Origin of the sequence: Dyadobacter sp. 32 (genome assembly GCF_902506755.1) — a bacterium.
Classification (GTDB): Bacteria; Bacteroidota; Bacteroidia; order Cytophagales; family Spirosomataceae; genus Dyadobacter.
In genome coordinates this window covers 4,712,858-4,735,087 of sequence record NZ_LR735258.1, presented here as the reverse complement: position 1 = coordinate 4,735,087, position 22,230 = coordinate 4,712,858, and the positions used below count along the sequence as shown (strand labels likewise).

The 22,230-nt window shown below is 43.8% G+C and carries 22 protein-coding genes and 1 tRNA gene; 13 read left to right on the top strand and 10 right to left on the bottom strand.

Annotated elements, in window-relative coordinates; all coding sequences use genetic code 11:
- Positions 1–39: 39 nt before the first annotated feature.
- Complete coding sequence (gene era / locus DYADSP32_RS19320) at positions 40–963, bottom strand: GTPase Era (protein ID WP_149241225.1); 924 nt, start codon at positions 961–963, stop codon at positions 40–42.
- Between the two features lie 249 nt (positions 964–1,212).
- Here era and DYADSP32_RS19315 point away from each other — a divergent pair.
- Positions 1,213–1,285, top strand: a tRNA-Met gene (locus tag DYADSP32_RS19315).
- An 86-nt stretch (positions 1,286–1,371) separates the two neighbouring features.
- Here DYADSP32_RS19315 and DYADSP32_RS19310 read toward each other — a convergent pair.
- Entirely contained in the window at positions 1,372–4,161 is a 2,790-nt protein-coding gene (locus DYADSP32_RS19310) for a DUF6797 domain-containing protein (protein WP_149241226.1), read from the bottom strand.
- Positions 4,162–4,552: 391 nt separating this feature from the next.
- Here DYADSP32_RS19310 and rpmH point away from each other — a divergent pair, with 391 nt between their 5' ends.
- The 5 genes from rpmH (at position 4,553) to DYADSP32_RS19285 (ending at position 8,260) form a co-directional block, all read left to right on the top strand.
- On the top strand, positions 4,553–4,711 hold the full coding sequence (gene rpmH, locus DYADSP32_RS19305) for a 50S ribosomal protein L34 (protein ID WP_090336744.1): 159 nt from the start codon (positions 4,553–4,555) through the stop codon (positions 4,709–4,711).
- Between the two features lie 98 nt (positions 4,712–4,809).
- Positions 4,810–5,235: a ribonuclease P protein component gene (locus tag DYADSP32_RS19300; RefSeq protein WP_149241227.1), complete on the top strand. Its 426-nt coding sequence runs from the start codon at positions 4,810–4,812 to the stop codon at positions 5,233–5,235.
- The gene (locus DYADSP32_RS19295) at positions 5,236–6,894 is read left to right on the top strand and encodes a S41 family peptidase (protein WP_149241228.1); all 1,659 of its coding nucleotides are present in this window, start codon (positions 5,236–5,238) and stop codon (positions 6,892–6,894) included.
- Between the two features lie 78 nt (positions 6,895–6,972).
- Positions 6,973–7,668 carry a tRNA (adenosine(37)-N6)-threonylcarbamoyltransferase complex dimerization subunit type 1 TsaB gene (gene tsaB, locus DYADSP32_RS19290; protein ID WP_149241229.1) on the top strand — a complete coding sequence of 232 codons (696 nt, stop codon included), beginning with the start codon at positions 6,973–6,975 and terminating at the stop codon, positions 7,666–7,668.
- A gap of 76 nt (positions 7,669–7,744) precedes the next feature.
- Positions 7,745–8,260, top strand: a complete 516-nt coding sequence (locus tag DYADSP32_RS19285; protein WP_149241230.1) for a DUF2480 family protein — start codon at positions 7,745–7,747, stop codon at positions 8,258–8,260.
- Here the strand turns inward: DYADSP32_RS19285 and DYADSP32_RS19280 are convergent.
- The 4 genes from DYADSP32_RS19280 to DYADSP32_RS19265 are packed head-to-tail and all read right to left on the bottom strand — an operon-like array spanning position 8,257 to position 11,753.
- Positions 8,257–8,850 (bottom strand): ribonuclease HII, encoded by a 594-nt coding sequence (locus tag DYADSP32_RS19280; RefSeq protein WP_149241231.1) that lies wholly within the window; start codon positions 8,848–8,850, stop codon positions 8,257–8,259. The genes DYADSP32_RS19285 and DYADSP32_RS19280 overlap by 4 nt on opposite strands.
- Positions 8,850–9,869 carry a VWA domain-containing protein gene (locus DYADSP32_RS19275; protein ID WP_149241232.1) on the bottom strand — a complete coding sequence of 340 codons (1,020 nt, stop codon included), beginning with the start codon at positions 9,867–9,869 and terminating at the stop codon, positions 8,850–8,852. Before DYADSP32_RS19275 ends, DYADSP32_RS19280 begins: the two co-directional genes overlap by 1 nt.
- Positions 9,870–9,876: 7 nt before the next feature.
- Positions 9,877–10,860 (bottom strand): hypothetical protein, encoded by a 984-nt coding sequence (locus DYADSP32_RS19270; protein ID WP_414617903.1) that lies wholly within the window; start codon positions 10,858–10,860, stop codon positions 9,877–9,879.
- Between the two features lie 5 nt (positions 10,861–10,865).
- Positions 10,866–11,753, bottom strand: a complete 888-nt coding sequence (locus DYADSP32_RS19265; protein WP_149241233.1) for a DUF58 domain-containing protein — start codon at positions 11,751–11,753, stop codon at positions 10,866–10,868.
- A gap of 72 nt (positions 11,754–11,825) precedes the next feature.
- Here DYADSP32_RS19265 and DYADSP32_RS19260 point away from each other — a divergent pair, with 72 nt between their 5' ends.
- Both DYADSP32_RS19260 and DYADSP32_RS19255 read left to right on the top strand, forming a co-directional pair.
- Positions 11,826–12,188, top strand: a complete 363-nt coding sequence (locus DYADSP32_RS19260) for a DUF4296 domain-containing protein (protein WP_149241234.1) — start codon at positions 11,826–11,828, stop codon at positions 12,186–12,188.
- 42 nt (positions 12,189–12,230) lie between these two features.
- Positions 12,231–12,980 (top strand): polyprenol monophosphomannose synthase, encoded by a 750-nt coding sequence (locus tag DYADSP32_RS19255; protein WP_149244764.1) that lies wholly within the window; start codon positions 12,231–12,233, stop codon positions 12,978–12,980.
- On the opposite strand, the gene DYADSP32_RS19250 is transcribed toward DYADSP32_RS19255, so the two are convergent.
- Positions 12,958–14,151, bottom strand: coding sequence for a M20 family metallopeptidase (locus DYADSP32_RS19250; protein ID WP_149241235.1), 1,194 nt, complete (start codon positions 14,149–14,151; stop codon positions 12,958–12,960). The genes DYADSP32_RS19255 and DYADSP32_RS19250 overlap by 23 nt on opposite strands.
- 229 nt (positions 14,152–14,380) lie before the next feature.
- On the opposite strand from DYADSP32_RS19250, the gene DYADSP32_RS19245 reads away from it, so the two are divergent.
- From DYADSP32_RS19245 to DYADSP32_RS19225, 5 genes are all read left to right on the top strand, one after another.
- Positions 14,381–15,262 carry a class I SAM-dependent methyltransferase gene (locus DYADSP32_RS19245; RefSeq protein ID WP_149241236.1) on the top strand — a complete coding sequence of 294 codons (882 nt, stop codon included), beginning with the start codon at positions 14,381–14,383 and terminating at the stop codon, positions 15,260–15,262.
- 75 nt (positions 15,263–15,337) lie between these two features.
- Positions 15,338–16,273: a hypothetical protein gene (locus DYADSP32_RS19240; protein ID WP_149241237.1), complete on the top strand. Its 936-nt coding sequence runs from the start codon at positions 15,338–15,340 to the stop codon at positions 16,271–16,273.
- Positions 16,274–16,432: 159 nt separating this feature from the next.
- On the top strand, positions 16,433–17,251 hold the full coding sequence (locus DYADSP32_RS19235; protein ID WP_149241238.1) for a phytanoyl-CoA dioxygenase family protein: 819 nt from the start codon (positions 16,433–16,435) through the stop codon (positions 17,249–17,251).
- A gap of 33 nt (positions 17,252–17,284) precedes the next feature.
- Positions 17,285–18,124: a glycosyltransferase gene (locus DYADSP32_RS19230; RefSeq protein WP_149241239.1), complete on the top strand. Its 840-nt coding sequence runs from the start codon at positions 17,285–17,287 to the stop codon at positions 18,122–18,124.
- Positions 18,125–18,153: 29 nt separating this feature from the next.
- Entirely contained in the window at positions 18,154–18,918 is a 765-nt protein-coding gene (locus DYADSP32_RS19225; protein WP_149241240.1) for a glycosyltransferase family 2 protein, read from the top strand.
- A gap of 59 nt (positions 18,919–18,977) precedes the next feature.
- Here the strand turns inward: DYADSP32_RS19225 and DYADSP32_RS19220 are convergent, their stop codons facing one another.
- From DYADSP32_RS19220 to DYADSP32_RS19210, 3 genes are read right to left on the bottom strand one after another with little or no spacing between them, the layout of a single operon-like run.
- The gene (locus tag DYADSP32_RS19220) at positions 18,978–19,427 is read right to left on the bottom strand and encodes a hypothetical protein (protein WP_149241241.1); all 450 of its coding nucleotides are present in this window, start codon (positions 19,425–19,427) and stop codon (positions 18,978–18,980) included.
- On the bottom strand, positions 19,428–20,588 hold the full coding sequence (locus DYADSP32_RS19215; protein WP_149241242.1) for a 1-deoxy-D-xylulose-5-phosphate reductoisomerase: 1,161 nt from the start codon (positions 20,586–20,588) through the stop codon (positions 19,428–19,430).
- A gap of 19 nt (positions 20,589–20,607) precedes the next feature.
- On the bottom strand, positions 20,608–22,107 hold the full coding sequence (locus tag DYADSP32_RS19210; protein ID WP_149241243.1) for a GH3 auxin-responsive promoter family protein: 1,500 nt from the start codon (positions 22,105–22,107) through the stop codon (positions 20,608–20,610).
- Between the last annotated feature and the right edge of the window lie 123 nt (positions 22,108–22,230).

Genomic DNA, 22,230 nt, shown 5'->3' with positions numbered 1-22,230 from the left:
GGAAAAGGGTACCTTTTCCTCCGTTTTATTTATTTATTCTTACTCTTCATATCCAAACTGGCGCAGCTTACGATCGTTGCTTCTCCAATCGGGTTCTACTTTTACATGTTGTTCAAGAAAGACTTTTTTACCAAAAAATGCCTCCATGTCCAGACGGGCCTGCATGCCTACCTTCTTCAGCATTTCTCCTTTTTCACCGATAATAATTCCTTTCTGGCTTTTACGCTCCACCAATATCTCGGCGCGGATCACAATGATGTCGTCTCTTTCCTTAAATTCTGATATAACCACCTCTGAACTGTATGGGATCTCCTGGCGGTAATTCAGAAATATCTTCTCCCGTACAATTTCGGAGGCAAAGAAGCGCTCGGGTTTATCCGTTAGCTCATCCTCTGCGAAGTAGGGGGGATGGAAGGGCAACCGGGTGATTACAGCGTCAAACAGCGTCTGAATGTTGGCATTGTGTAACGCGGAGATAGGAATGATCGCCGCCGGCTGAATTTCGGCTTCCCACTCATTCATTTTTCTCTTCAACTCTTCCTCGGAAGACAGGTCAATCTTGTTCAGCACCAAAATAACCGGCGCTGTGGTCCTGGCCAGTAAAGGTAACACTTCATGCTCAGTTGCTTTCTCCCCCACCTCCGTTACAAACAATACCACATCTGCATCTTCCAATGACCCTTTTACGAAAGTCATCATGGAGTCGTGAAGCTTGTACGCTGGCTTTACCACACCGGGTGTATCGGAATACACCAGCTGAAACGGAATATCCTCGTGCACACCATTCAAAATACCCATGATACGGTGACGGGTCGTTTGGGCTTTTGATGTGATGATCGACATCTTTTCACCCACCAAAACGTTCATCAGCGTCGATTTACCTACGTTAGGTTTGCCAATAATACTCACGAATCCGGCACGATGGTTGCGCAGGGGAGGCGTATTTTCTATATTTTCATTCATAATGATTCTTTAGAACCCATTGAAATCCGGGTATATTAAAAAAAACAACGAAGCTGATTGAGTACCCCAAGGTTGGCAAAGAAGTTCCTTTTCTTAATCTATCTGCAAATTTACGCCATTTTTTGCCATGAAATTTGAAAGATATTTACGCTCGACTGATTTCGCAGGTTCCTTTCTATTTATTTTTCACAAAAATAGTTGTTTTTATTGGAAGTATTGTTGTATGTTTGCACTCCAATTCAACGACACCGCGGGATGGAGCAGTTGGTAGCTCGTTGGGCTCATAACCCAAAGGTCGCTGGTTCGAGTCCAGCTCCCGCTACACAGAAAGCCACTTTAACGAGTGGCTTTCTTTTTTTGCCCTGTGGCGCGGTCCTGCCTGAACTAAACAGGAAAGTTGAGTATCCTTTATTTCTTTGATAATGATTTGATATACAATGTGATCGACTGAATATCTGATTCAGTCAGTATGCCAACAAAGGAGGGCATTTCTTCATTGTAACCTTTTATAATTTTGGCTCCCGGCGTCAGTATGGATTCGCGAACGTATTTGTCATCGGCAATAGCGGAAGAGCCATCCTCAAAATAGCGTGTAGAGCCATATAGGTTCTGAAATGGTGGCCCGTACATTCCTTTGGTTTTGGTGCCCTCCGAATGACAGCCCGAACAAGCCATTTGTTGAAAGATTTCCTTACCCTTTGCCGCCGAGGCCAGTTCATTATTTGAGGTCTGCAAGCCAGGTAGCGGATTTTTGGCAGTAAGAATGGACAAGTCTACCTTATCGAACCTTTCTGACTCTGGTTTAAACTCCGAAGTTTTGTTAACAGTAAACCAAAACTGTTGGTTAACACTTTTTCCGTCCTTTGCCCTTAAATTATAGGCCACTTCCATTTGCATTACTTCCTGCATGTCAGGTAGAAGTAACAACACGGATTTGCCATCAGCAGAGACATGTGTTGCCAGAACCTGTAAGACCTCTTCTCCTGACGTACCATCCAGTTTGAAATGACCGGATCCATATTCCTGAGTTCGTTTGTAATTCCATCGTTTCACCTCAAAGTTTTTGGTAGTCACAGACGATGCATCCAGAGGACTATCGAATCCTAGAATGACCCCTTGTTTGGTGACTTTGAAATGATTCGGCATATAGCTGGTTTTCCCGGTATAACGAAGTCGTTGCAATGCAGAAACTCCCGTAGAGCTGGATCCCCATAAATTGAAACCAGTGATGTACAATTGACCGTCTATCGGGTTTATGGCACCCTTAGAGGTTGGTGCGGGATAATTGGCGTTAATAAATGACACGCCACCCTGCCTGAGACTTGCTGAGCTATCGATCAATACCCTGAACAATCCCGGGCGGGCAAAGGAAAAGTGTATAAGATCTCCATTAATCGGGCCCATATTATCTCCTGTAATCCATGCCTGGCTAATGCTTGACCGGTCAACACGATGCGGAATCCAGGTGAGAGGAGGCGCAATGGATGGGTTATCTTTGCGATGGGTTGTTGGCGGCACACCGTAGTAGTCTCCCTTTTTTATCAGATAAATGGGTGTTGACGGCACGAAATTCCCCTGTTGATCTGAAGCCGTAAGCGTTCCATTCTCAGGATGAATTCCCAGATAAGGTCCGCGCAAGCCAGTGGCAATGACCTCAAATGCCAATCCATCCGGAGATATTTTTAAAATGGTACCGTTATGGTCGGAGCCTGCCCTAAAACCTTTTGCTACCTGGGATGTGACTCCAGGTCCATTGCTCTGACTGCCTCCTTTTGCCACATAAAAGCTTCCATCCGGTGCGTAAACCATGTCGGCAGCCCACTCTCTGGATTCTGGCGACTGAATCATCACGTTAGAAAAATTCTCATAATGGTCCGCCACACCGTCATGATTCAGGTCCTGAAGGCGAACAATTCCTTCCCTACCGAATATATATACATTACCCTTTACAACTTCCACACTCATAGGCTCGTGCAAACCCGATGCAAAACGTTTCCACCGTATGTTGTGAAGATTACGATCGATTCCATCTAAAATCCAGACATCGCCCTCGAAGGTAACAGCTGCTGCCCGGCCATCTTCAAAAAAAGCAATATCAGCTATTCGCACATTTCGTTTCCAGGGATTGGGCAACGGTAAGGTAAGTTGATCGGTAACATAGGCAGCCGTGTCGGGAGATAGTTTTCCTGCAGTTAACACCTCCTCCTGCCAATAGGCAGGCCCTCCCCTTCCGAAGTCAGGAAGAGGTGGCTGCTTTTTTTTACACAACTTTTCGAATGCCGCTTTTTTGCTTGACGGACCCTTCCAAACTAAAATACTGACTTCTCCTCCATTTTTGCTTGAAGGAAGAAGGACGCTCAGATAACGATTGTTTTTAATGCGAGGCTGCATGGAATTCTCCCTGCTCCGGACTATTCCCAGCGCCGTAACGGTATCCCTTTTTGATCCATGATAAATGTATGCAATATTACCTTTTACTTCGCTGTAATCGGCATTTCTTACCTCCGCAGCAATGAGTGATAGAGGTTCTGTACGGTGATTGATCTGAAATGTTCTAATAAATGCAGTTTCGTTACCAAACTGAACTTTGCCAGGCATCTCAAATATATCCGTCTGCCCCACCGAATAATTGAGAATTACTTTTTCTCCATGTAGATACATACCCTTCCATCGCCCTTTGTCTGCTGGTATGGGGCCCCATTTGGGTTGATTTTTAAGCTCGGGATCTGGTCTTATATCCTCAAAAACGGGTTCTCCTTTTGACCACCCTGCATATAGTCCGGTGGCTAATTTGGGGTTTCCGGTCAACGTGGTGACCTTATTATTCTTGTTGAAGAAATCTTTGTACGATATCTGAGCCATAAGCACCATGGGAAGAAACTTCCCGGTCCACGCCACAGACCATCTCAGCAGGTCCGTATCAAAACACACATATGCACTATCTCCCAGATTAATGGCCAGGGCTCTGGAGGCAATATTGTCATCCGGGAATGCCAGACCGATTTTTCGGGCGTCCAGAGATGTAGAAATAAAAGGAAAACCGGGCTCAACGAATGGATTTAGATCAAGCGTATCCACTGAATTGGTTGTAACTTTCTGATTATAAGTGTACCCGGTCAGAAATAGGGTACTTAAAAACAAACTTATAGCCAGGATTTCCGACAGATTACTGGTGAAGTATTTAACAAAACGACTCATTTAATATATGCTGTAATGAATATTATAGTTTTTTCGATTATTAATCAGACTAATTTACACACTTTTACCCGCAAGGCTTTCCATACTATTTTCACTTTCGGCTTTAAAGTTTAGTAGCCAGAAGGCCGTGATGTGTTCAGGGACGAGCTACCGAATATCTATCCAACGCCCATGAAGACTAATTTCCCGCGTCTAATGTATTTATGCTAAGAGTTTTGTGATAAAATTATGCTAACGGTTGTCTTAGTAAAAAACTTTGTCTACCTTTGCAAGCCGAAATTGAGAGTAGAGGAAGTTAACCAGCCGAAGAAATTAATTTTCAAGGAAAAAAGCTAGTCATCGCCGGGAGCTTTAAATATTACATTTGATCTTAAAATAAAAAGATATAAAGATGAAACGTACCTATCAACCATCGAATCGTAAGAGGAGAAATAAGCACGGGTTCCGTGAAAGAATGTCTTCGGCAAATGGCCGTAAAGTAGTAACGGCCCGTCGTAAAAAAGGACGTTGGAAACTTACAGTTTCAGACGAAAAGCGTCATAAGCAATAATCAAAGATTGAAAGTTTGAATATTGGAGACCCTGTCTCAGATCGTGTGTAAAGTTCGATTCATACTCAAACTTTGCACACTTTTTTCTATACACGAGCTTGAAACAATCATTTGGTAAAAATGAAAAATTATGTAGCCCCCGTTTAATCGGGAGGCTTTTTCAAAAAGGTAGTGCGGAAGTTTATACGTTCTACCTTTTTCCTTTTCGGGTACTTTATATTTACGAACCCATAGCTCCTCCTGAGCTCCCGCAGCTCTTATTCTCCATATCCAAACGACAGTTTAAAAAGGCGGTTTTTCGCAATCAAATTCGCCGTCGTTGTCGCGAAGCATACCGGCTCAACAAAGAGATATTGGTTCATCTTCCCGTAGATAGCCGTCCTTCCTATATCGCTTTTTTGTATCTTGCAAAAGAAATTTCAACTTTTGACGTTATTGAAAGCGCCATGAAGCAATGTCTTTCCCGCTTAAAAAAAATGCCTCCTGGTATTATCAAATTAAAGCAAACGATTCCTGAGCCATAGATGAAAAAGTATCTCCGTTCCATTTTGTTAGCCACCCCTGTATTGGCAGGGTTGGCATTTGTTTCTTTTAAGCAGGACGACAGGCTGTTTGAGATTGCGCGAAATCTTGACATTTATGCAACCCTCTTTAAAGAATTGAATGCCTATTATGTCGACGAAATCAATCCGAATCAACTGATCAAGACCAGCATTGATGGTATGCTGAGATCTCTGGATCCCTACACGGTTTATTATGCGGAAGACGATATCGAAGACTATCTTACCATGACCACCGGTAAGTATAATGGTATCGGTGCCATGATAAGTTCTGCTGATCAAAAGCATACCGTGATGATGGTTTATGAAGACACCCCGGCTCAAAAGGCAGGGTTACAACTTGGAGACGAAATCACCAAAATTAACGGCATTGATTTAGCGACCAGAGAAGATTTTGATTCGGGAAAATTATTAAAAGGACAAACCCAAACCAGCGTTACGCTAACGATCAAACGCTTTGGGATACCCAAACCACTTGAAATTACACTGAACCGGGATATTGTGAAAGTTACCAATGTTCCCTACTATGGCATGCTGAGCCCGGAAGTAGGTTATATCGATCTCAAAGACTTCACCGCGACCGCCTCTAGGGAAGTACGAAATGCATTTCAGGAATTGAAAGGTAAAGGAATGAAGTCGCTGGTGCTGGATCTGCGGGATAATCCGGGAGGGTTGTTGAATATGGCGATTGAAATTTCAAATATATTCATTCCAAAAGGTGAAGAGATCGTTTCAACGAAGGGAAAGGTAACAGAATGGAATAAAACCTACACTGCTTACAATGCAGCACTGGATACAGAAATTCCGGTTGCGATACTAACCAACAACCGTAGTGCCTCGGCTGCTGAAATTGTTTCGGGTGTAATCCAGGATTTCGACAGAGGTGTTTTGGTGGGGCAGCGTACCTATGGGAAGGGATTGGTGCAGACCACGCGCGACTTGTCGTTCAATACAAAGATGAAGATTACCACGGCGAAGTATTACATACCCAGCGGAAGGTGTATACAGGCGATTGATTACAGTCACCGTAATGAGGACGGAAGCATTGCCAAGATTCCGGATTCGCTAATGACTGCCTTTAAAACACGTAATGGGAGGGTGGTTTACGATGGAGGAGGAATACTTCCTGATATAATTACTGAAAAGGAAACATTTTCTCCGCTCGCCAACGCACTTGGCCGAAACCGATTGTTTTTTGATTATGCAGTAAAATATCACTTTGAGCACCCCACGATAAAACCTGCCAGGGACTTTCATTTAACAGATGCCGAATACAATGATTACGTCAAATGGCTGGGTGATAAAGAATATGACTATACCACACAGGTAGAAAGAGATCTTAAGGCTCTGGAAGCATCCGCTAAGAAAGAAAAGTCTATCGACGTGATTCAGGATCAATTGAAATCGTTAAAATCCAAGCTGTCACATAGCAAGGATAATGATCTTCAGATTTCGAAGCCGGAGATTAAAATGCTGCTTGAGGAGGAAATTATTAAGCATTATTACCTCGAAAAAGGAATGAGAGAAGCTTCTTTTAATGAAGATGTAGAGGTTAAGGCGGCGCTGGCGCTGTTGAAGGATCCTGTCCGATATGCTGAGATTCTGAAAGGAAAGAAGAACTAATTTTTAAGACAGATTTTATAATACGAGCATTGATCTTTTAAAAAGATTGATTCTCGTATTTTTTATACATTTACTTGCATGCGTTTACTTAGTATTGATACTTCCACCAGAGGCTGTTCGGTAGCGATACACGATCGGGGCGAGTTGCTCGCTGCTTATGAACTATTTTCCGACAAATCGTCCTCGTCCATGTTAACAACATTAATTCAGAATGTTGTTAAGGATTCTGGCTATGATTTGACTGATATGGACAGCGTGGTGGTCGCTAAGGGGCCAGGGTCATACACAGGCCTAAGGGTGGGGGTATCCACGGCGAAGGGCATTTGCTACGCTATTGAAAAGCCTTTGATCGCCATAAACACACTCGAGGGGATGTTTATGCAGGTTCGTGGTTTCTTTCAAAAAAACACCCTTTTCTGTCCCATGATCGACGCACGACGAATGGAAGTGTATTCGGCAGTATTTGATTTTGACGGACAGATAATTACACCAACAAGAGCAGTCATTCTGCAGGAAGACTCATTTGCTGAGGTATTGGAAACCAATCAGGTGGTTTTTTTTGGTGATGGCGCAGCCAAGTCACAAGTTTTGTTCTCCAAACACCCCCATGCGCTTTTTATTCAGGAGGAAATCAAACCGTCGGCTAAGACGATAGGAATGATGGCTGTAAAGTCTTTTGAAGCGGGTCAATTTGAAAATTTAGCAAGTTTTGAACCCTATTACCTTAAAGATTTTATGACACCACCATCGAGGAAGGCAGACATCCCCGCCTGATTGATTTGCTTGCATAGGTGAGAAAGTAAACAAACTGCTCACTTTTGGTGTTAGTTACTTTTGACCCGTATTTTAGATGGAAACCTACGAAATTGTTAACCGAGTAGCTACCAGTGGCATTGTCTCTCTGGACCTGGAAGAATTATATCATCCAGGCGAACGCGTTATATTTGATATAAAAGATCAGCTTTTCCAGGGACTTATTTTGCGGGAAAAAGATTTTCGTGAATTTTTAAAAAATCATGACTGGTCCCAGTATACAGGAAAGAACATTGGGATTATCTGTTCCGAAGATGCAATCGTACCCACCTGGGCCTATATGCTACTGGCGGTGCAACTTCAGCCATTTGCAAATTCGGTGGTTTTTGGTGATTTGAATGCATTGGAGGAAAAACTATTTAACGATGCAATTGCCAAAATTGACCTGAAAGAGTTTGAAGATAAACGTGTTGTTGTAAAAGGGTGCAGTAAGGTTTCTGTACCTGTATCTGCCTATGTGGAGGTTGCCCGACTGTTGAAGCCTGTTGTAAAAAGCCTGATGTTTGGCGAGCCCTGCAGTACCGTACCGCTGTATAAAAAACCCAGACCTTAATTTATTATTTTTTCCTTTATAAGCCTGAAGGTCATTCGGTGATACGGGCAATGCCCATGGACTTCGATCGCCCGCCTGTGCTTGATGGTAGGGTACCCTACATTATGATCCCACCCATAGTGAGGAAACTGCAATGCAAGCTTGCTCATCAACTCGTCCCGATAGGTTTTAGCTAAAACAGAGGCGGCAGCAATGGATAAATAATGAGCGTCTCCTTTGATGATGCATGTATGCGGAATCATAGGATAAGGCGTAAACCGGTTACCATCTACCAGCAGATGCTCAGGACGTGTGCTCAACTGATCCACCGCCTTGTGCATAGCCAGGAAACTTGCTTTAAGAATGTTTATTTTATCAATTTCCAAATTGTCAACCTCGGCCACAGCCCAGGAGACCGCTTCCTGTCGGATCTCACGGTCTAGCATTTCCCGCTGGATCCGGGAGAGCTGTTTAGAGTCATTTAAAAAGGCATGCCGGTAATCAGCGGGCAAAATAACTGCCGCTGCAACAACTGGCCCGGCAAGACACCCTCTGCCCACTTCATCTAATCCTGCTTCAACAGCATCCTTGTTATAATAAGATTTGAGCATTAGTCTTCAAGTATGTTGGCCATAAAGGTGCTTTTGGTTGCCAATGCAATCAGCAGCAGCGAAATGGCCCAAAATAAATAAATACGGTAATAGTCATCCACGTCTCTGGAAACGACGTCTCGTGATTTTACTTTCTCAAGCTGGCCAATTTGGTTAAAAACCTCCCCCAGGCCACTATTATCAGTAGCCCGGAAAAATTTGCCATTCCCGATTCCGGCAATATTCTGAAGTTCACTTTCGTCAACCCGCGCATTGGACACATTAAGCGAATCCGTAGCTGATGCTTTTTTTGCTTTTCCCACGGAAATGCTATAGACTTTCACACCAAAAGCCTTGGCAAGCTGTGCGGCTGTAACAGGGCCAAGGTTGCCGGAAGTATTGTCGCCGTCACTAATCAGAATTGCAACCTTGCTATCGCCCTTCGTTTCACGTAGGCGGTTTACCGCCACAGCAAGTGCACTGCCTATGGCCGTACCAGCGGTAGGAATCATATCTGGTTGTATTTCATCCAAAAAACCATAAAGAAGCTCGTAGTCGGTGGTCAGCGGGCAAAGTGAAACTGCCTCCCCTGCAAATATCACGAGGCCTATGCGGTCCTGTAGCCGGCCCTTTATAAATTTTCTGGCCAAATCCTTTGCGGCTTCCAGACGGTTGGGACTTAGATCTTTTTCCAGCATGGAGTCGGAAATGTCGAGGAGCAGCATGATATCAATTCCTTCGCTGTAACGATCGGTTCGTTCAGAAATTATTTGTGGTCTTGCCAGGGAAACCAGAATCAGGCAAAGCGCCATACCTACACAAACCGGTTGTACAAAACGAAGTATGGTCAACCAATCTTTTGACTGGTCAACGGATTCGTGTGTAATGACAAGCTTTTGCTTATGCTTTGAATGAAAGGCGCTTCTTAACCAGAAAAGAATCGGTACGAAGGGAATTACATACAGGAAATAGGGGTAGTCCCATTGGTAGGAACGCACCCAATCATAAGAAAACCATTTCAATGAAAACCATTGCTCCATATATCTGTCAGGCAGTGGCCGGTAGGTTACTATCCAATATTTGACGCCTTTTATTTCTATATAGCCTGGTGGCACCAGCTTTTAGCACTTCCAATGAACCATCCATCTTTTTGGATTTTGCCTGTCCGTAGATAATTCCGTCCATATTTTTCAGTGCTTCGGCTAACAGATCGTCGGGCATATTATCCATTATTTCACGGGTGGTGTAGGTCGCAAATGGTTTATTTTCAAGTCTTTCCAGGTAGTTTTTCCACACAATGATTGCTTTTTCAGCATCTTTAATGCTACCTTTCTCTCTGGCATTGCGAAGAAGCTTGTTAAAGGTCCGAAGATACTCCAAATGTCTTCTTTGCAATTTGAGAAGTCTCCATTGTTTTTGAATCTCCCGGCCAAACACCCAATTTATACTTCCAATCACACCAATGGCCAAGGCAAGGATCCCAAGGGCTATCGAGAAGTTAAATTCTTTGCTTAACGGCACAAGTGTTACCTCCGGCGTCAAGGATTTTTTGCCCGTGGCAATTACAAGGTTATTTTTTCTTAAAAAGATCGAATCCATGGCCGGATATACCGTCACACTATCTCTGCCATTAAAAATATATACTGGCACCCGAAGGGGCTGTAATGCAGCAACGTCAAAGGTAACCAATTGATATAAAGTACTGTCTAATGTTCCGCGGTGGTCGGTAACGGATGTGAAGTTTTTTTGAGAAAGGATCTCAAACGGCGAAAAATTGAATGTGCTGTCGGGGAAAAACACCTCGGTTTTTGCAGGATGCCTGAAGCTCAGCGAGTAGTAGACGGGCTTACCTACTTCTATGCTGTCCGTCAGGAATATTCCAATTGGTTTTTGGATAGGTTTGGTTACCAGGGCTATTGATTCGAAACCGATCAAAGAAAGGGTTAAGGTATATGCCACACGAGCCCGAATAGCCCGCAGCGTGTGGATGAGGGTTGCCCAGATTTGTAATGACACGCGGTTTTTTGACATGATCATTAACTTAAAGCGGATCCCTTACCGTACTGTCTTACCTTGAACAAATGAATAAGCGCCGGAACATAATCCTCGTTTGTATTTATAGCGAGGTAGTCTGCTCTATTCTGATGGCAAAGTTGCCTAAGCTCTCTGCTCCTTTTTTCAAACTGGCTGGACATCCTTTCCCGGTAGCTGCCGGAAGATGTATTTACCCATACGGTGCTTTGTTTTTCGGCATCGTAAACCGGTATTATTCCCAGGCGGGGCAGGCTTATTTCACGGGAGTCGTAAAGATGGATAACAATCAGGTCATGTTTCCTGGCAAGCGCCTTCAAATTATGCTGGTAATTGACATCAATAAAATCGGATATCAAAAATATGAGGCTTCGCCTTTTTAAAAGGTTTAAAGCCACGAGGATTGCTTCTGGGATGTTGGTGCCGGTGGATTCAGGAAGTAATTTGTACAACTCCGAAATCAGTCCGTAACCATGCTTCATTCCGTCGGATGGCCTGATGTATCGCTCATTTTTATCCGAAAAACATAGCAAGCCTACTCGGGTAGCTTCCTGAATGGCCGACAACGCCAGCACGCTGCAAATCTCCTTTGCCAGGTCTAATTTCAGCTTATTGGCTTCACCCACTTTTTGAGAGGCGCTTACATCCAGCATGAAAAAAGCGGTCTGTTCTTTGTCCTCTTTGAATATTTTCACAAAAGTGCCGTGACCTTTGGCAGACGTGTTCCAGTCAATAGCGCGTACATCATCACCATATTGATATAGTCGCAAATCGTCGTATTCTAGTCCGGAGCCTTTAAATACCGAGTGAAAATTGCCATGACGCTCACTGGTCACAGCCTTTCTCATTCGAATTTCGTACTTTCTGACCTTTCGTAAAAACAGTTCAAACATAACTTTTGCGAAAAAATTAGCACCTTTGTGGAATAGAGATGCCAAACAAATATAGTTATTTTGAGAGTCACCATGCGCCAGATTCTGAGTTTCTCACTATTGATAGGTCTCATTATTGTTTTTCTTTCGGGTTGTGAAAATGATGAAAAGCCTCCGAAAGGAACGCTTTCTGAAGAAAAAATGGCTACAATACTGTCCGAAATACACATTGCGGAATCGAGGGTGACACGTCTGCAGCTAAAATCACTCGATTCTTCTTTATTAATTTTTGGCAGATTGAAGGATGGGATTTGGAAAAAACATAAAGTAGATACCCTGGCATACCACAATAGTTACGACTACTACATGTTACACCCTAAACAAATGTCGAAAATTTACGAAAACGTGCAGAAGAAAATTGAGGCGAGGGAAAAGCAAAAAAATATTAAGCTGTAAATAACCAGATCCCCATTTTTGAAACAAAACGATTTAAGCAAGGTGAACAATAGTGTTGTAATTATTCCTACCTATAACGAAATTGAAAATATAGAGGCGATTATACGTAAAGTATTTAGCCTGCCACTTTCATTCGACGTGCTGATTATTGATGACGGTTCTCCTGACGGAACAGCGGATGTTGTGAAAAAGATTCAGGGAGAATATAGCAACCAACTGTTTCTGCTCGAAAGAAAAGGGAAACTTGGGCTTGGTACAGCCTATATACATGGCTTCAAATGGGCATTGGAAAAAGGGTACGAATACATTTTTGAGATGGATGCAGATTTTTCGCATCCTCCCGAAGATTTGGTCAGATTACATCATGCCTGTGCCGTGGATGGTCATGATGCTGCAGTGGGATCGCGCTACATCACCGGGGTAAATGTTGTAAACTGGCCCATACAACGCGTGTTGATGTCCTATTTTGCCGGTTATTATGTCAGAATGATCACCGGAATGAAGATCATGGATCCTACTGCCGGGTTCATATGCTATACCCGTAAATTGCTGGAGACTATAGAACTTGACAAAATCCAGTTTATCGGCTACGCTTTCCAGATCGAAATGAAATTCAACAGCTGGAAATACGGGTTCGACATTGTGGAGGTACCCATCATTTTTACGGATAGAACGAAAGGCGCCTCCAAAATGTCGAGGGGGATTTTCAAAGAAGCCATTTTGGGTGTTCTTTCCATGAAAATCAACAGTTTTTTCAAAACCTATAAACCTAAACAGCCAGTTCAGAAATAGCCAGCCAACTCATCAAACCGGTTGATATTTCCAGTGCAGATTCGTCTATATCAAAAGTGGGCGTGTGTACGCCTGATACAATGCCCTTTTCTTCATTGCGTGTACCCAGGCGGTAAAAGCAAGAATCGACAACCTGCGAATAAAAGGCAAAGTCTTCACCAGCCATCCACAAGTCCAGATCTATAACGTTTTCGGCGCCCATGTAAAGTGTGGCAGCTGATCGGGTTCTTCTGGTTAGTTCCGGATGATTTTTAAGAAATGGGTAACCTTTTACAATATCAAAGATACAGGTTGCTCCCATGGACTCGGCAATTCCTTCTGCCAGCTTTTTCATTCTTTTTAAGCCATCCTCACGCCAGCTCTCGTCCATGCAGCGCCATGTTCCCTGAATCGTTACTTCATTGGGGATCACATTGGTAACACCATCTGCAATAAAACGGCCAAATGAAAGTACAGAAGGGTTGGACGGATTTCGGTTTCTGCTGATGATCTGCTGCATAGCCACAATGATATGCGAAGCGATAAGTACAGGATCTACCAGTTGATGTGGTGCTGCTGCATGGCCACCTTTTCCAACCACGGTCAGATAGAGCTCGTCGGTACTGGCCATATACATCCCTTCGCGAAATCCGATTTTTCCCACGGGAATATTGGGTGCAACGTGCTGCCCTACCATGCTTACGGGCTTAGGGTTTTCCAGAACACCTTCCTTGATCATCAGGGATGCCCCGCCAGGCGCCTTTTCTTCGGCAGGTTGAAACACCAGTTTTATGGTTCCTTCAAATTCTTCTCTAAGCTGATAAAGGATGTTGGCAGAGCCCAGGAGGGATGATGTGTGCACATCATGGCCACAGGCATGCATTACGCCGGGCACCAGAGATTTATACGAAACATCGTTGGCTTCAATAATCGGCAAGGCATCCATATCTGCACGTAAACCTACAATTCTGCTGGATGGATTTTTCCCTTCGATAATGGCTACCACCCCGGTTCCGGCAACTCCTTCCTGAGGAGTTAGCCCGATGTGGCGCAATTCATCAGCAACAAACTGAGCAGTTTTGAACTCCTCAAATGATAGTTCGGGATTTTTATGGAGATGTTGACGGTTGGAAATTACATGTGATGCCTGCTCTTTGGCGAGCATTTTTATTTTGTTTTGCAGTTCTGACATATTTATTTCAAGAATATAAATTAACCAACAAGGAAGCTCCACGCAGAGTACCGTAAAGGTACAAAGAAATAGAGTTGACTTTTAACCATAAAGGAGATCTGGTAAATAACCTGCTCATATTTGAGCCTCTTTACCCTCAACCATTTAATAAGATGGAAGTGGTGCTTAGAACTACTTCCAAGAAAAAAAGGTAATTTTAGCCCCGATATATTAATCAGCAAAACAAGAAATGGATCATAAGGAGTTTTTAAAAACGCTAGTGTGCCCGCTTACCGGCACGCCATTGACAATAGCCGAAGATGGCAAAACGCTTACCAGCCAGGATGGGACTGTTTACGAAGTTGGTGACACGAACATTGTCAACATGTTATACCCAAAGGAGCTACTTCCGGGAGACGCGCGTGAACAATACCTCTATGATCAGGCATTTCTTCGTTATGATAAAGGTGTTTCATGGGTATTCCAAACATTGAACCATTCGGATGAGGCAGCAACACGACAATTTTTCATAGATCTAATGGAATTGAAGCCTGGGATGACTGCTTTGGAGGTAGGCGCAGGGACAGGAAAGGATTCCGCGCTGATCCTGGACAGAGTAAGGCCTGGCGGAACGGCTGTATTATCGGACTTGTCACCCAATATGTTGAAACTCGCTCAGGAAAAACTTTCTACCGAAGACGTTAACGTCCATTACTTTCTGGGCAATGGATCGTATTTACCTTTTCCGGATGACACTTTCGATGCAGTTTTTCATTTTGGAGGTATCAATACGTTTTCGGAAAGGAAAAAAGCTTTTGATGAACTTACGCGGGTGGTTCGCCCTGGCGGTAAGGTGGTTGTAGGCGATGAAAGTGTGGCACCATGGCTGCGAAATACGCCCACTTATGCAACACTTCTGAAAGCAAACCCGTTGTTTCGGGCTGAAATTCCATGGGAAGATGTTCCCGCAAATATTGAGAATTTCAAATTACATTACGTTTTTGGTAACGCTTTCTACGTAATGGAATACAGGGTTACCGCTCAGGCGCCGGAGGTGGACATTGACCTGCCGATCCCGGGCAAGGATTTTGTAGATAACTGGCGGGTTCGTGCAGAGAATGCAGTTGATTAATTTTCGGCGGGGCTGCCCTGTGTGTATTGTAAATAGATTCGAAAGGAAACTATTTACTAAAAATCAATAATCAAGATGTGGATTAAACAAGGATTAATATACAAGCCTGACGGTAGCCTTGCGCATAGCCAGTCTCATGCGCAGGTACCATTCGCTTACAAACATAAAGATTTTTTAAGAATCTACTTTTCTTCCCGCGATGCAAACACCCAGTCGCGGCCTACTTTTATCGATGTAGATTACGAGGATCCCAAAAAGATTCTTTACATCCATGACCGGCCGGTGCTTGAATTGGGAGGGCCCGGAGAATACGATGAGACCGGGGCGATGCCGGCCTGGTTTGTCGACATGCCTAACGGAGACATCTGGCTTTATTATACAGGCTGGAACCGTACACACAACTCCTATCGCCTGTCGATGGGGCTTTCGGTAAGCCATGATGGAGGTTTGACTTTTAAAAAGATGTTCAGAGGGCCGATTATGGACCGAAGTATCCAGAACCCACTTTGGGCAGCACAGCCTTCAGTACTTCGTGAAGAGGATGGAACCTGGAGAATGTGGTACATTTCGGGTCACAAATGTGAATACATTCACGGCTATCCCGAACCTTACTACCGGGGGCAATCTGCAATTTCAAAGGATGGAATTCACTGGGAAATCAGTGAAATACCAACACTCGATTTTGACGACTTTTTGCATGCCGTTGGCCGGCCAAGTGTATTCAAGGAAGATGGAATTTATAAAATGTATTACTCGTACCGTCATTCGCGTGACTACCGGACCGATAGAAACCAAAGTTACCGATTGGGGTATGCCGAATCGTTGGATGGTACCCATTGGGAGAGGAAAGATCATTTAGTAGGTATTGCCAAATCCGAGAATCCGGAAGATTTTGACTACGAAATGATCGATTATGCCAACTATTACGAACATAATGGAAAGCGCTACCTGTTGTATAACGGAAACGGATTTGGCGCTGCCGGATTTGCCTACGCGGTTTGGGAAGACTGATGTTTCAGACTAACCAAAGTCATTTTTAATACATAAGCACGATCTTACATTTGCGATATGAATACATGCTGAAAAAGTAAACCAATAACCATCATTTTAGGTCATGTTCACTTACACCATGGATATTCTTGAAACACAAACGCAAAACATTTTAACACTATGAGTGCAATCAGAGATCAGTTCAATAAGGACGGTTACGTGATTTTACGTAACTTTTTAGACAAAGAGGTTGTAAATACCATTTATACCGACGCCCGCAAAATCTTTGCAGTTCAAATAAAACATGTCACAGGCAAAACAGTTGACATTGATAACAGAGACGAGTTCGAGAGCGCGATGTTTGCGTTTTTCGAAAAAGACTTCAACGCTTTTGTGAATACCGGGAAAACAGTGCAACACACATTTTCTCTGCATAGGCTGGGACTTGATCCTAAAATAGAGGGCATTTTGAAAGAGGTCGGACTCTCCAGTCCCATCATCGGAGCAAGAGCGGCTATGCAATTCAACAGCCGTTTTTTATCCAAGGATGGTAGCAAACACTGGAAGCTCGATGCCCATCAGGACTGGCGAACCGGACAAGGCTCTTTGGATAGCACAGTCATATGGTTTCCCATGGTGGATGCAGGTGCCGATATAGGTGCGCTACAGGTGATTCCTGGGAGCCATAAATCCGGATTGAAAGAATCGAGCACATCAGGGTATCAAGGTGGCATCACAGCTGATCTTAACGAGGATGAGTTTGTTCAAACGGAGTTTAAAGTCGGCGATATACTGGTGTTCTCTGCATTCCTGATACACCAATCGGGCAATAACATCACCAACAATATTCGTTGGTCGGTTCAGCTCCGGTACAATAATTTAGACGAACCCACTTTCATAGAGCGAGGGTATCCGATGGCCTACATTTACAAGCCGGAATCGGAACTGGTTACACCGGATTTTCCAACGGTAAAACAGCTGGAAGAGGTTTTCGCCTAACTTTTTTGATCAGACATTGTCCCCAACAAGCTTATGAAATTATCGGTCTGCGTTCCAACTTACAATCACGAACATTACATCGGACAGATGCTTGATGGTGCGTTAATGCAGGAAACTTCATTCGATTTTGAGATTGTAATTGGTGACGATGCATCTACAGATGGTAATCAGCGGATCATAAAAGATTATGAGGGCAAATTCCCCGGCCGAATCCGGGCTTTTTTACACCAGGAAAACCTGGGCCCTAAGGAGCCACGAGAGTTTGCCGGTAGAAATAATGTATTGAGTTTACTGAAAGCCTGCAAAGGCGAGTATGTGGCCATGTGCGAAGGGGATGATTATTGGACTGATCCGCTAAAACTTCAGAAACAAGTGGATTTTCTGGATAGTCATCCCGACTACGCTATCTGTCACCATAATGCCTTGGTGTGTTATGAAGACGGTAGTCCATCCCATTTGTTTAATGGGCCGGATCAACAGTTAACTTCTACGATTGAGAATGTTTTGGAAGATAAATGGTTTATGGCTACGGCCAGCTGGGTTTACCGCAATTATTTTTTGCATGAAGAATTTGCCGGCTGGCATGCCAAAGCCGCCTCTGGCGACTGGGCTCTTCTCATTCAGCTGGCTGCACATGGCAAAATAGGATACCTGCCCGAAATCATGGGCGTTTACCGTAAACATAGCGCAGGGCTGAGCCATGTGCATGCCCACACCAACGAGTGGTTTCTGAAAAATCGCATGGAAATGTTTAAAAACGTAAATGAATGGCTCGACAATCATTACGAAAGCACGATCTCCCGTACTGTATCCTGGTACGAAAACAAGTTATCACAAATGGAAAAATTAGCGGTTGATATTAATAATATTTAATTTGCGCTGTTTTTCAGATATCCAGATTTATGAAGTTAAGTGTTGTAATTCCAGCGTATAATGAGGAAGAATCCATCGCAGATACGTTGAGGTCATTGTATGGCACATTGAATAAGTACAATATTCCTCATGAAATTTGTGTGACCAATGACAACTCAAAAGACGGAACCGCGCGGGTGCTGGACAACCTGCTGATAGAAATTCCAACCTTAACTTACTACACCAATCCGGGCCCCAACGGATTTGGCTATGCTGTTCGATATGGACTTGAGCGTTTTAAGGGCGACTGTGTAGCAGTCTTCATGGCCGACATGTCTGATGATCCGGAGGACCTTGTCAAATATTACAACGTGATGCTGGAAGGCAATTACGATTGTGTTTTTGGATCGCGCTGGGAAAAAGGTGGGAAGGTCGTTGATTACCCTGCATTGAAAAAGGTGATCAACAGGGTTGCCAACTTCATTGTTAAAATGGTAATGGGAATCAAATACAATGACACTACAAACGCCTTTAAACTTTACAAGCGCGAAACGATAGACGGTATCAAACCCTTCCTGGCCCCCCACTTTAACCTTACCTTAGAGCTTCCTTTGAAAGCCATGGTGCGCGGTTACAACTTCGCCGTGGTGCCCAACAGCTGGACAAACAGGAAATATGGTGAATCCAAACTGAAAATTAAAGAGATGGGAAGCCGCTATTTCTTTATTTTAATGTACTGCCTCATCGAAAAATATTTTTCTCAGGGCGACTTCATGAAGAAATCGACAGCTCCTAAAAAGGTGGTTAGCAGGTAATGAGCGGAGAATGAAAAGGTAACAAGCAGCCTATTCTTAAGTTTTTAATTCAATACCCCTTAACGAATCCATTCCTGAATAAACGTCATTCGATGAGCGATGTAGGAGATGGCCAGCCCCCATACGCTTGCGCTGACAAACATCCAAAGAAAAATGGAGGCGCGTGGAACCTTAAAAGCCACAGCCAGGATAGGCCCAAATAAAGGGGTAAACAAGGGTGGGGTTAGGAATGCAATGCCAATGATCCCGAATTTTTTCCAGATGTTGACCGCAATTCTATTGGTTCGGCTGAATCGTTTAGCTGGAGATTTTCTATGTTTATTCATCAGTGACTGGACTGCCTTACCCAAAAACGTAAGTATAAAAACGGAGAACATCATTCCTGCTACCGAACAGATGGCCGTTTCTATCCAGGTGAGTTTTAGAACCACCCCGGCGATGGGCCCTCCGAAAAATTTTAGGGTGCTGGCAAGTGCAACGGATAGATATTTCAGGAGGATGGTTTTCATTTAAACTTTCACTTGAATCATTTCAGAAGCAAAACGTCTTGTTGCCTCATTTGTTTCAACGTAATCGGAATACGTTGGGTTTGCTATAAAAGTAACTTTTGCCGCACATTCAATAATCACATCGGATATATCCAGAAACCCAATTTTATCTTTCAAAAAAGCGTCCACTGCAATTTCATTTGCAGCATTGAGAATACAGGCAGCATTGCCACCTTTCTCCATAGCTGCATACGCGAGGGCAAGGTTGCGAAAGGTATCCATATCAGGTTTCTCAAATGTAAGCGCAGGATAATCCATGAAATCAAGTCTTGGAAAGTCCGATTGGAGCCTGTAAGGATAATGAAGGGCATATTGTATGGGCAATTTCATATCGGGCAGACCCATCTGCGCCTTGATACTCCCATCCCTGAACTGCACCATGGAGTGAATGATGCTTTGGGGATGTACCACCACCTCTATTTGCCTGCCCGTGAGGTCAAAAAGCCATTTGGCTTCAATCACTTCCAGGCCTTTGTTCATTAAGGTAGCGGAGTCAATCGTAATTTTGGCACCCATCACCCAGTTGGGATGCTTAAGTGCCTGCGCTTTGGTTACGCTGCTTAAAAAGGTTCGGTCTTTTCCTCTGAATGGGCCACCGGAGGCGGTGAGAATAATTTTTTCAACGGGATTTTCAGATTCTCCCGTGAGACACTGAAAAATAGCGGAATGTTCGGAATCGACCGGGTAAATATGAACACCGTGTTCTTCGGCCAGTTTGGTAATGAGTTCACCAGCTACGACCAATGTCTCTTTATTGGCCAACGCAATATTTTTCCCTGCCTTGATGGCATGAATGGTTGGGAGCAGGCCAGCGTACCCTACCATGGCCGTTAGCACGATATCTACGGTATCCAGTTCCACCACCGACACAAGCGCAGCGGCTCCGCTGTGTACATGGATAGAAAAAGGGTTTAAAGCAGAGAAAACTTTGGCGTACAACGCTTCATTGCCAATCACAACCTCCCGGGGCCGAAACCGAATGGCTTGGTCAATCAATAAATCTGCGTTATCCTGTGCAGTAAGAACTTCTATTGAAAACACTTCCCGGTGTAACTCCGCTACCTCCAGAGCTTGTTTTCCTATGGATCCTGTGGAACCTAAAATCGCTATTCTCTTTTTCATAAATTGTTGTTCCGTTTTATCAGAACCGGTTTATTTTTATCAATTCATCGGCGATTTTACGGTCGTTGGAAAGCCTTGGCAGTTTGTTCTGTCCACCGAGCTTTCCCATAGAGCGCATGTAATCTATAAATGAATTTTTCCGGACCGATGTGAGCACCAATTCTCTTAAAATATTGCCTTTGATCAAATCGTCATAATAGACGTTTAATTCGGTAAGTCGTCGGTCTACATCTTTACTAAACCCTTCCATATCGTGGGGAGCAACAGCAAATTCCACAAACCACTCATGATATGGTAATCCTTCGCCCGGCGAAACCATCGGAGCAACTGTAAACTCCACCACTTCTGTTTCCGGGTGACGTTCCATTCCGTAACGAAGCGCTTTTTCGATTTCTTCGCCGATCACGTGTTCACCAAAAGCAGAGATGAAGTGCTTAATTCTCCCGGTCACAAGAATTCGATACGGATTGGTTGAGACAAACTTAACCGTATCTCCGATAGAGTAACCCCACAAGCCTGCGTTGCTGTTGATGACAAGCGCATAGTTTTTACCTACCTGCACCTCGCCGATTGATAACCTTATCGGGTGTTCGTCAAAAAAGTTTTCTATCGGTATGAACTCATAAAAGATGCCTGTGTTTAAAAGCAGCAACATCCCATTGTCTTGTTGAGAATCCTGATAAGCGAAAAAGCCTTCCGAAGCCGGATAAAGTTCTATTGAATCCACAGGCCTGCCTATGGATTCGAAAAGTTTGGCACGGTAAGGCTCAAAATTGACTCCTCCATAAATAAACAGAGAAAAATCCGGGAAAACATCCTTGATCTTTTTGCCTGTCCTTTCCATAATTTTATCGAAATACATCTGAACCCACGGCGGGATCCCCGATATAAGCGACATGGGCTGACTTATGGTTTCATCAATAATTTTGTCAAGTTTGGTTTCCCAGTCCTCAATGCAGTTGGTTTCATAACTGGGCAGCTGGTTGGCACGCAGATAGGCAGGGACGTGGTGATTGGAAATACCTGACAAGCGTCCTGTCAATACACCGCCTGTTTCTGTCAGCACGGGACTTCCCGAGAGAAAAATTAATTTTTTATCCAGAAACTGTGCCCTTTTGGTTTCGGCAATGTATGTCAAAATGGCGTTCCTGGCAGAATCAATATGGTTGGATATAGAGTCGGTAGAAATTGGAATATATTTAGTGCCGGAGGTGGTGCCGGATGTTTTGGCAAAGTACAACGGCTTGCCTGGCCATAGAATATTTTCTTCACCTTCCTTTACTCTCCCGATATAGGTTTTTAGGTCTTCGTAATCATGAACCGGGACAGCGCTTTTGAAATCTTCGTAAGAGTCAATATCATTGAAGTGATGGTCATTGCCAAATTCGGTATTCCTGGCTTTTTTAACAAGTTTTTTTAACCATTCAGCCTGGATTTCTTCACCGCGGGCGATCCAGTTCTGCTGCTGTGTGACAATGTATCGAGCCAACGGCTCGCTCAAAAGTGCTTTAATTCCCATAGTGAAAACAAAGGTACACAGGATTTATAAATCTATAATATGGCAAATGTTGAGATTGGATTTTACCTGAAAATCACCGGCTTTGTGAAATTTTTTAAATGCCTTTGTTTGTGGGTAATAATC

Bases quoted from the DNA above. Each gene is read 5' to 3' on its own strand.
- DYADSP32_RS19240 (WP_149241237.1), top strand. From the start codon at position 15,338: ATGTGGATTAAACAAGGATTAATATACAAGCCTGACGGTAGCCTTGCG.
- DYADSP32_RS19285 (WP_149241230.1), top strand. From the start codon at position 7,745: ATGGAAACCTACGAAATTGTTAACCGAGTAGCTACCAGTGGCATTGTC.
- era (WP_149241225.1), bottom strand. From the start codon at position 963: ATGAATGAAAATATAGAAAATACGCCTCCCCTGCGCAACCATCGTGCC.
- DYADSP32_RS19220 (WP_149241241.1), bottom strand. From the start codon at position 19,427: ATGAAAACCATCCTCCTGAAATATCTATCCGTTGCACTTGCCAGCACC.
- DYADSP32_RS19260 (WP_149241234.1), top strand. From the start codon at position 11,826: ATGCGCCAGATTCTGAGTTTCTCACTATTGATAGGTCTCATTATTGTT.
- DYADSP32_RS19265 (WP_149241233.1), bottom strand. From the start codon at position 11,753: ATGTTTGAACTGTTTTTACGAAAGGTCAGAAAGTACGAAATTCGAATG.
- tsaB (WP_149241229.1), top strand. From the start codon at position 6,973: ATGCGTTTACTTAGTATTGATACTTCCACCAGAGGCTGTTCGGTAGCG.
- DYADSP32_RS19295 (WP_149241228.1), top strand. From the start codon at position 5,236: ATGAAAAAGTATCTCCGTTCCATTTTGTTAGCCACCCCTGTATTGGCA.
- DYADSP32_RS19310 (WP_149241226.1), bottom strand. From the start codon at position 4,161: ATGAGTCGTTTTGTTAAATACTTCACCAGTAATCTGTCGGAAATCCTG.
- DYADSP32_RS19215 (WP_149241242.1), bottom strand. From the start codon at position 20,588: ATGAAAAAGAGAATAGCGATTTTAGGTTCCACAGGATCCATAGGAAAA.
- DYADSP32_RS19225 (WP_149241240.1), top strand. From the start codon at position 18,154: ATGAAGTTAAGTGTTGTAATTCCAGCGTATAATGAGGAAGAATCCATC.
- DYADSP32_RS19210 (WP_149241243.1), bottom strand. From the start codon at position 22,107: ATGGGAATTAAAGCACTTTTGAGCGAGCCGTTGGCTCGATACATTGTC.
- DYADSP32_RS19270 (WP_414617903.1), bottom strand. From the start codon at position 10,860: ATGTCAAAAAACCGCGTGTCATTACAAATCTGGGCAACCCTCATCCAC.
- DYADSP32_RS19245 (WP_149241236.1), top strand. From the start codon at position 14,381: ATGGATCATAAGGAGTTTTTAAAAACGCTAGTGTGCCCGCTTACCGGC.
- rpmH (WP_090336744.1), top strand. From the start codon at position 4,553: ATGAAACGTACCTATCAACCATCGAATCGTAAGAGGAGAAATAAGCAC.
- DYADSP32_RS19280 (WP_149241231.1), bottom strand. From the start codon at position 8,850: ATGCTCAAATCTTATTATAACAAGGATGCTGTTGAAGCAGGATTAGAT.
- DYADSP32_RS19275 (WP_149241232.1), bottom strand. From the start codon at position 9,869: ATGGAGCAATGGTTTTCATTGAAATGGTTTTCTTATGATTGGGTGCGT.
- DYADSP32_RS19250 (WP_149241235.1), bottom strand. From the start codon at position 14,151: ATGTCAGAACTGCAAAACAAAATAAAAATGCTCGCCAAAGAGCAGGCA.
- DYADSP32_RS19235 (WP_149241238.1), top strand. From the start codon at position 16,433: ATGAGTGCAATCAGAGATCAGTTCAATAAGGACGGTTACGTGATTTTA.
- DYADSP32_RS19230 (WP_149241239.1), top strand. From the start codon at position 17,285: ATGAAATTATCGGTCTGCGTTCCAACTTACAATCACGAACATTACATC.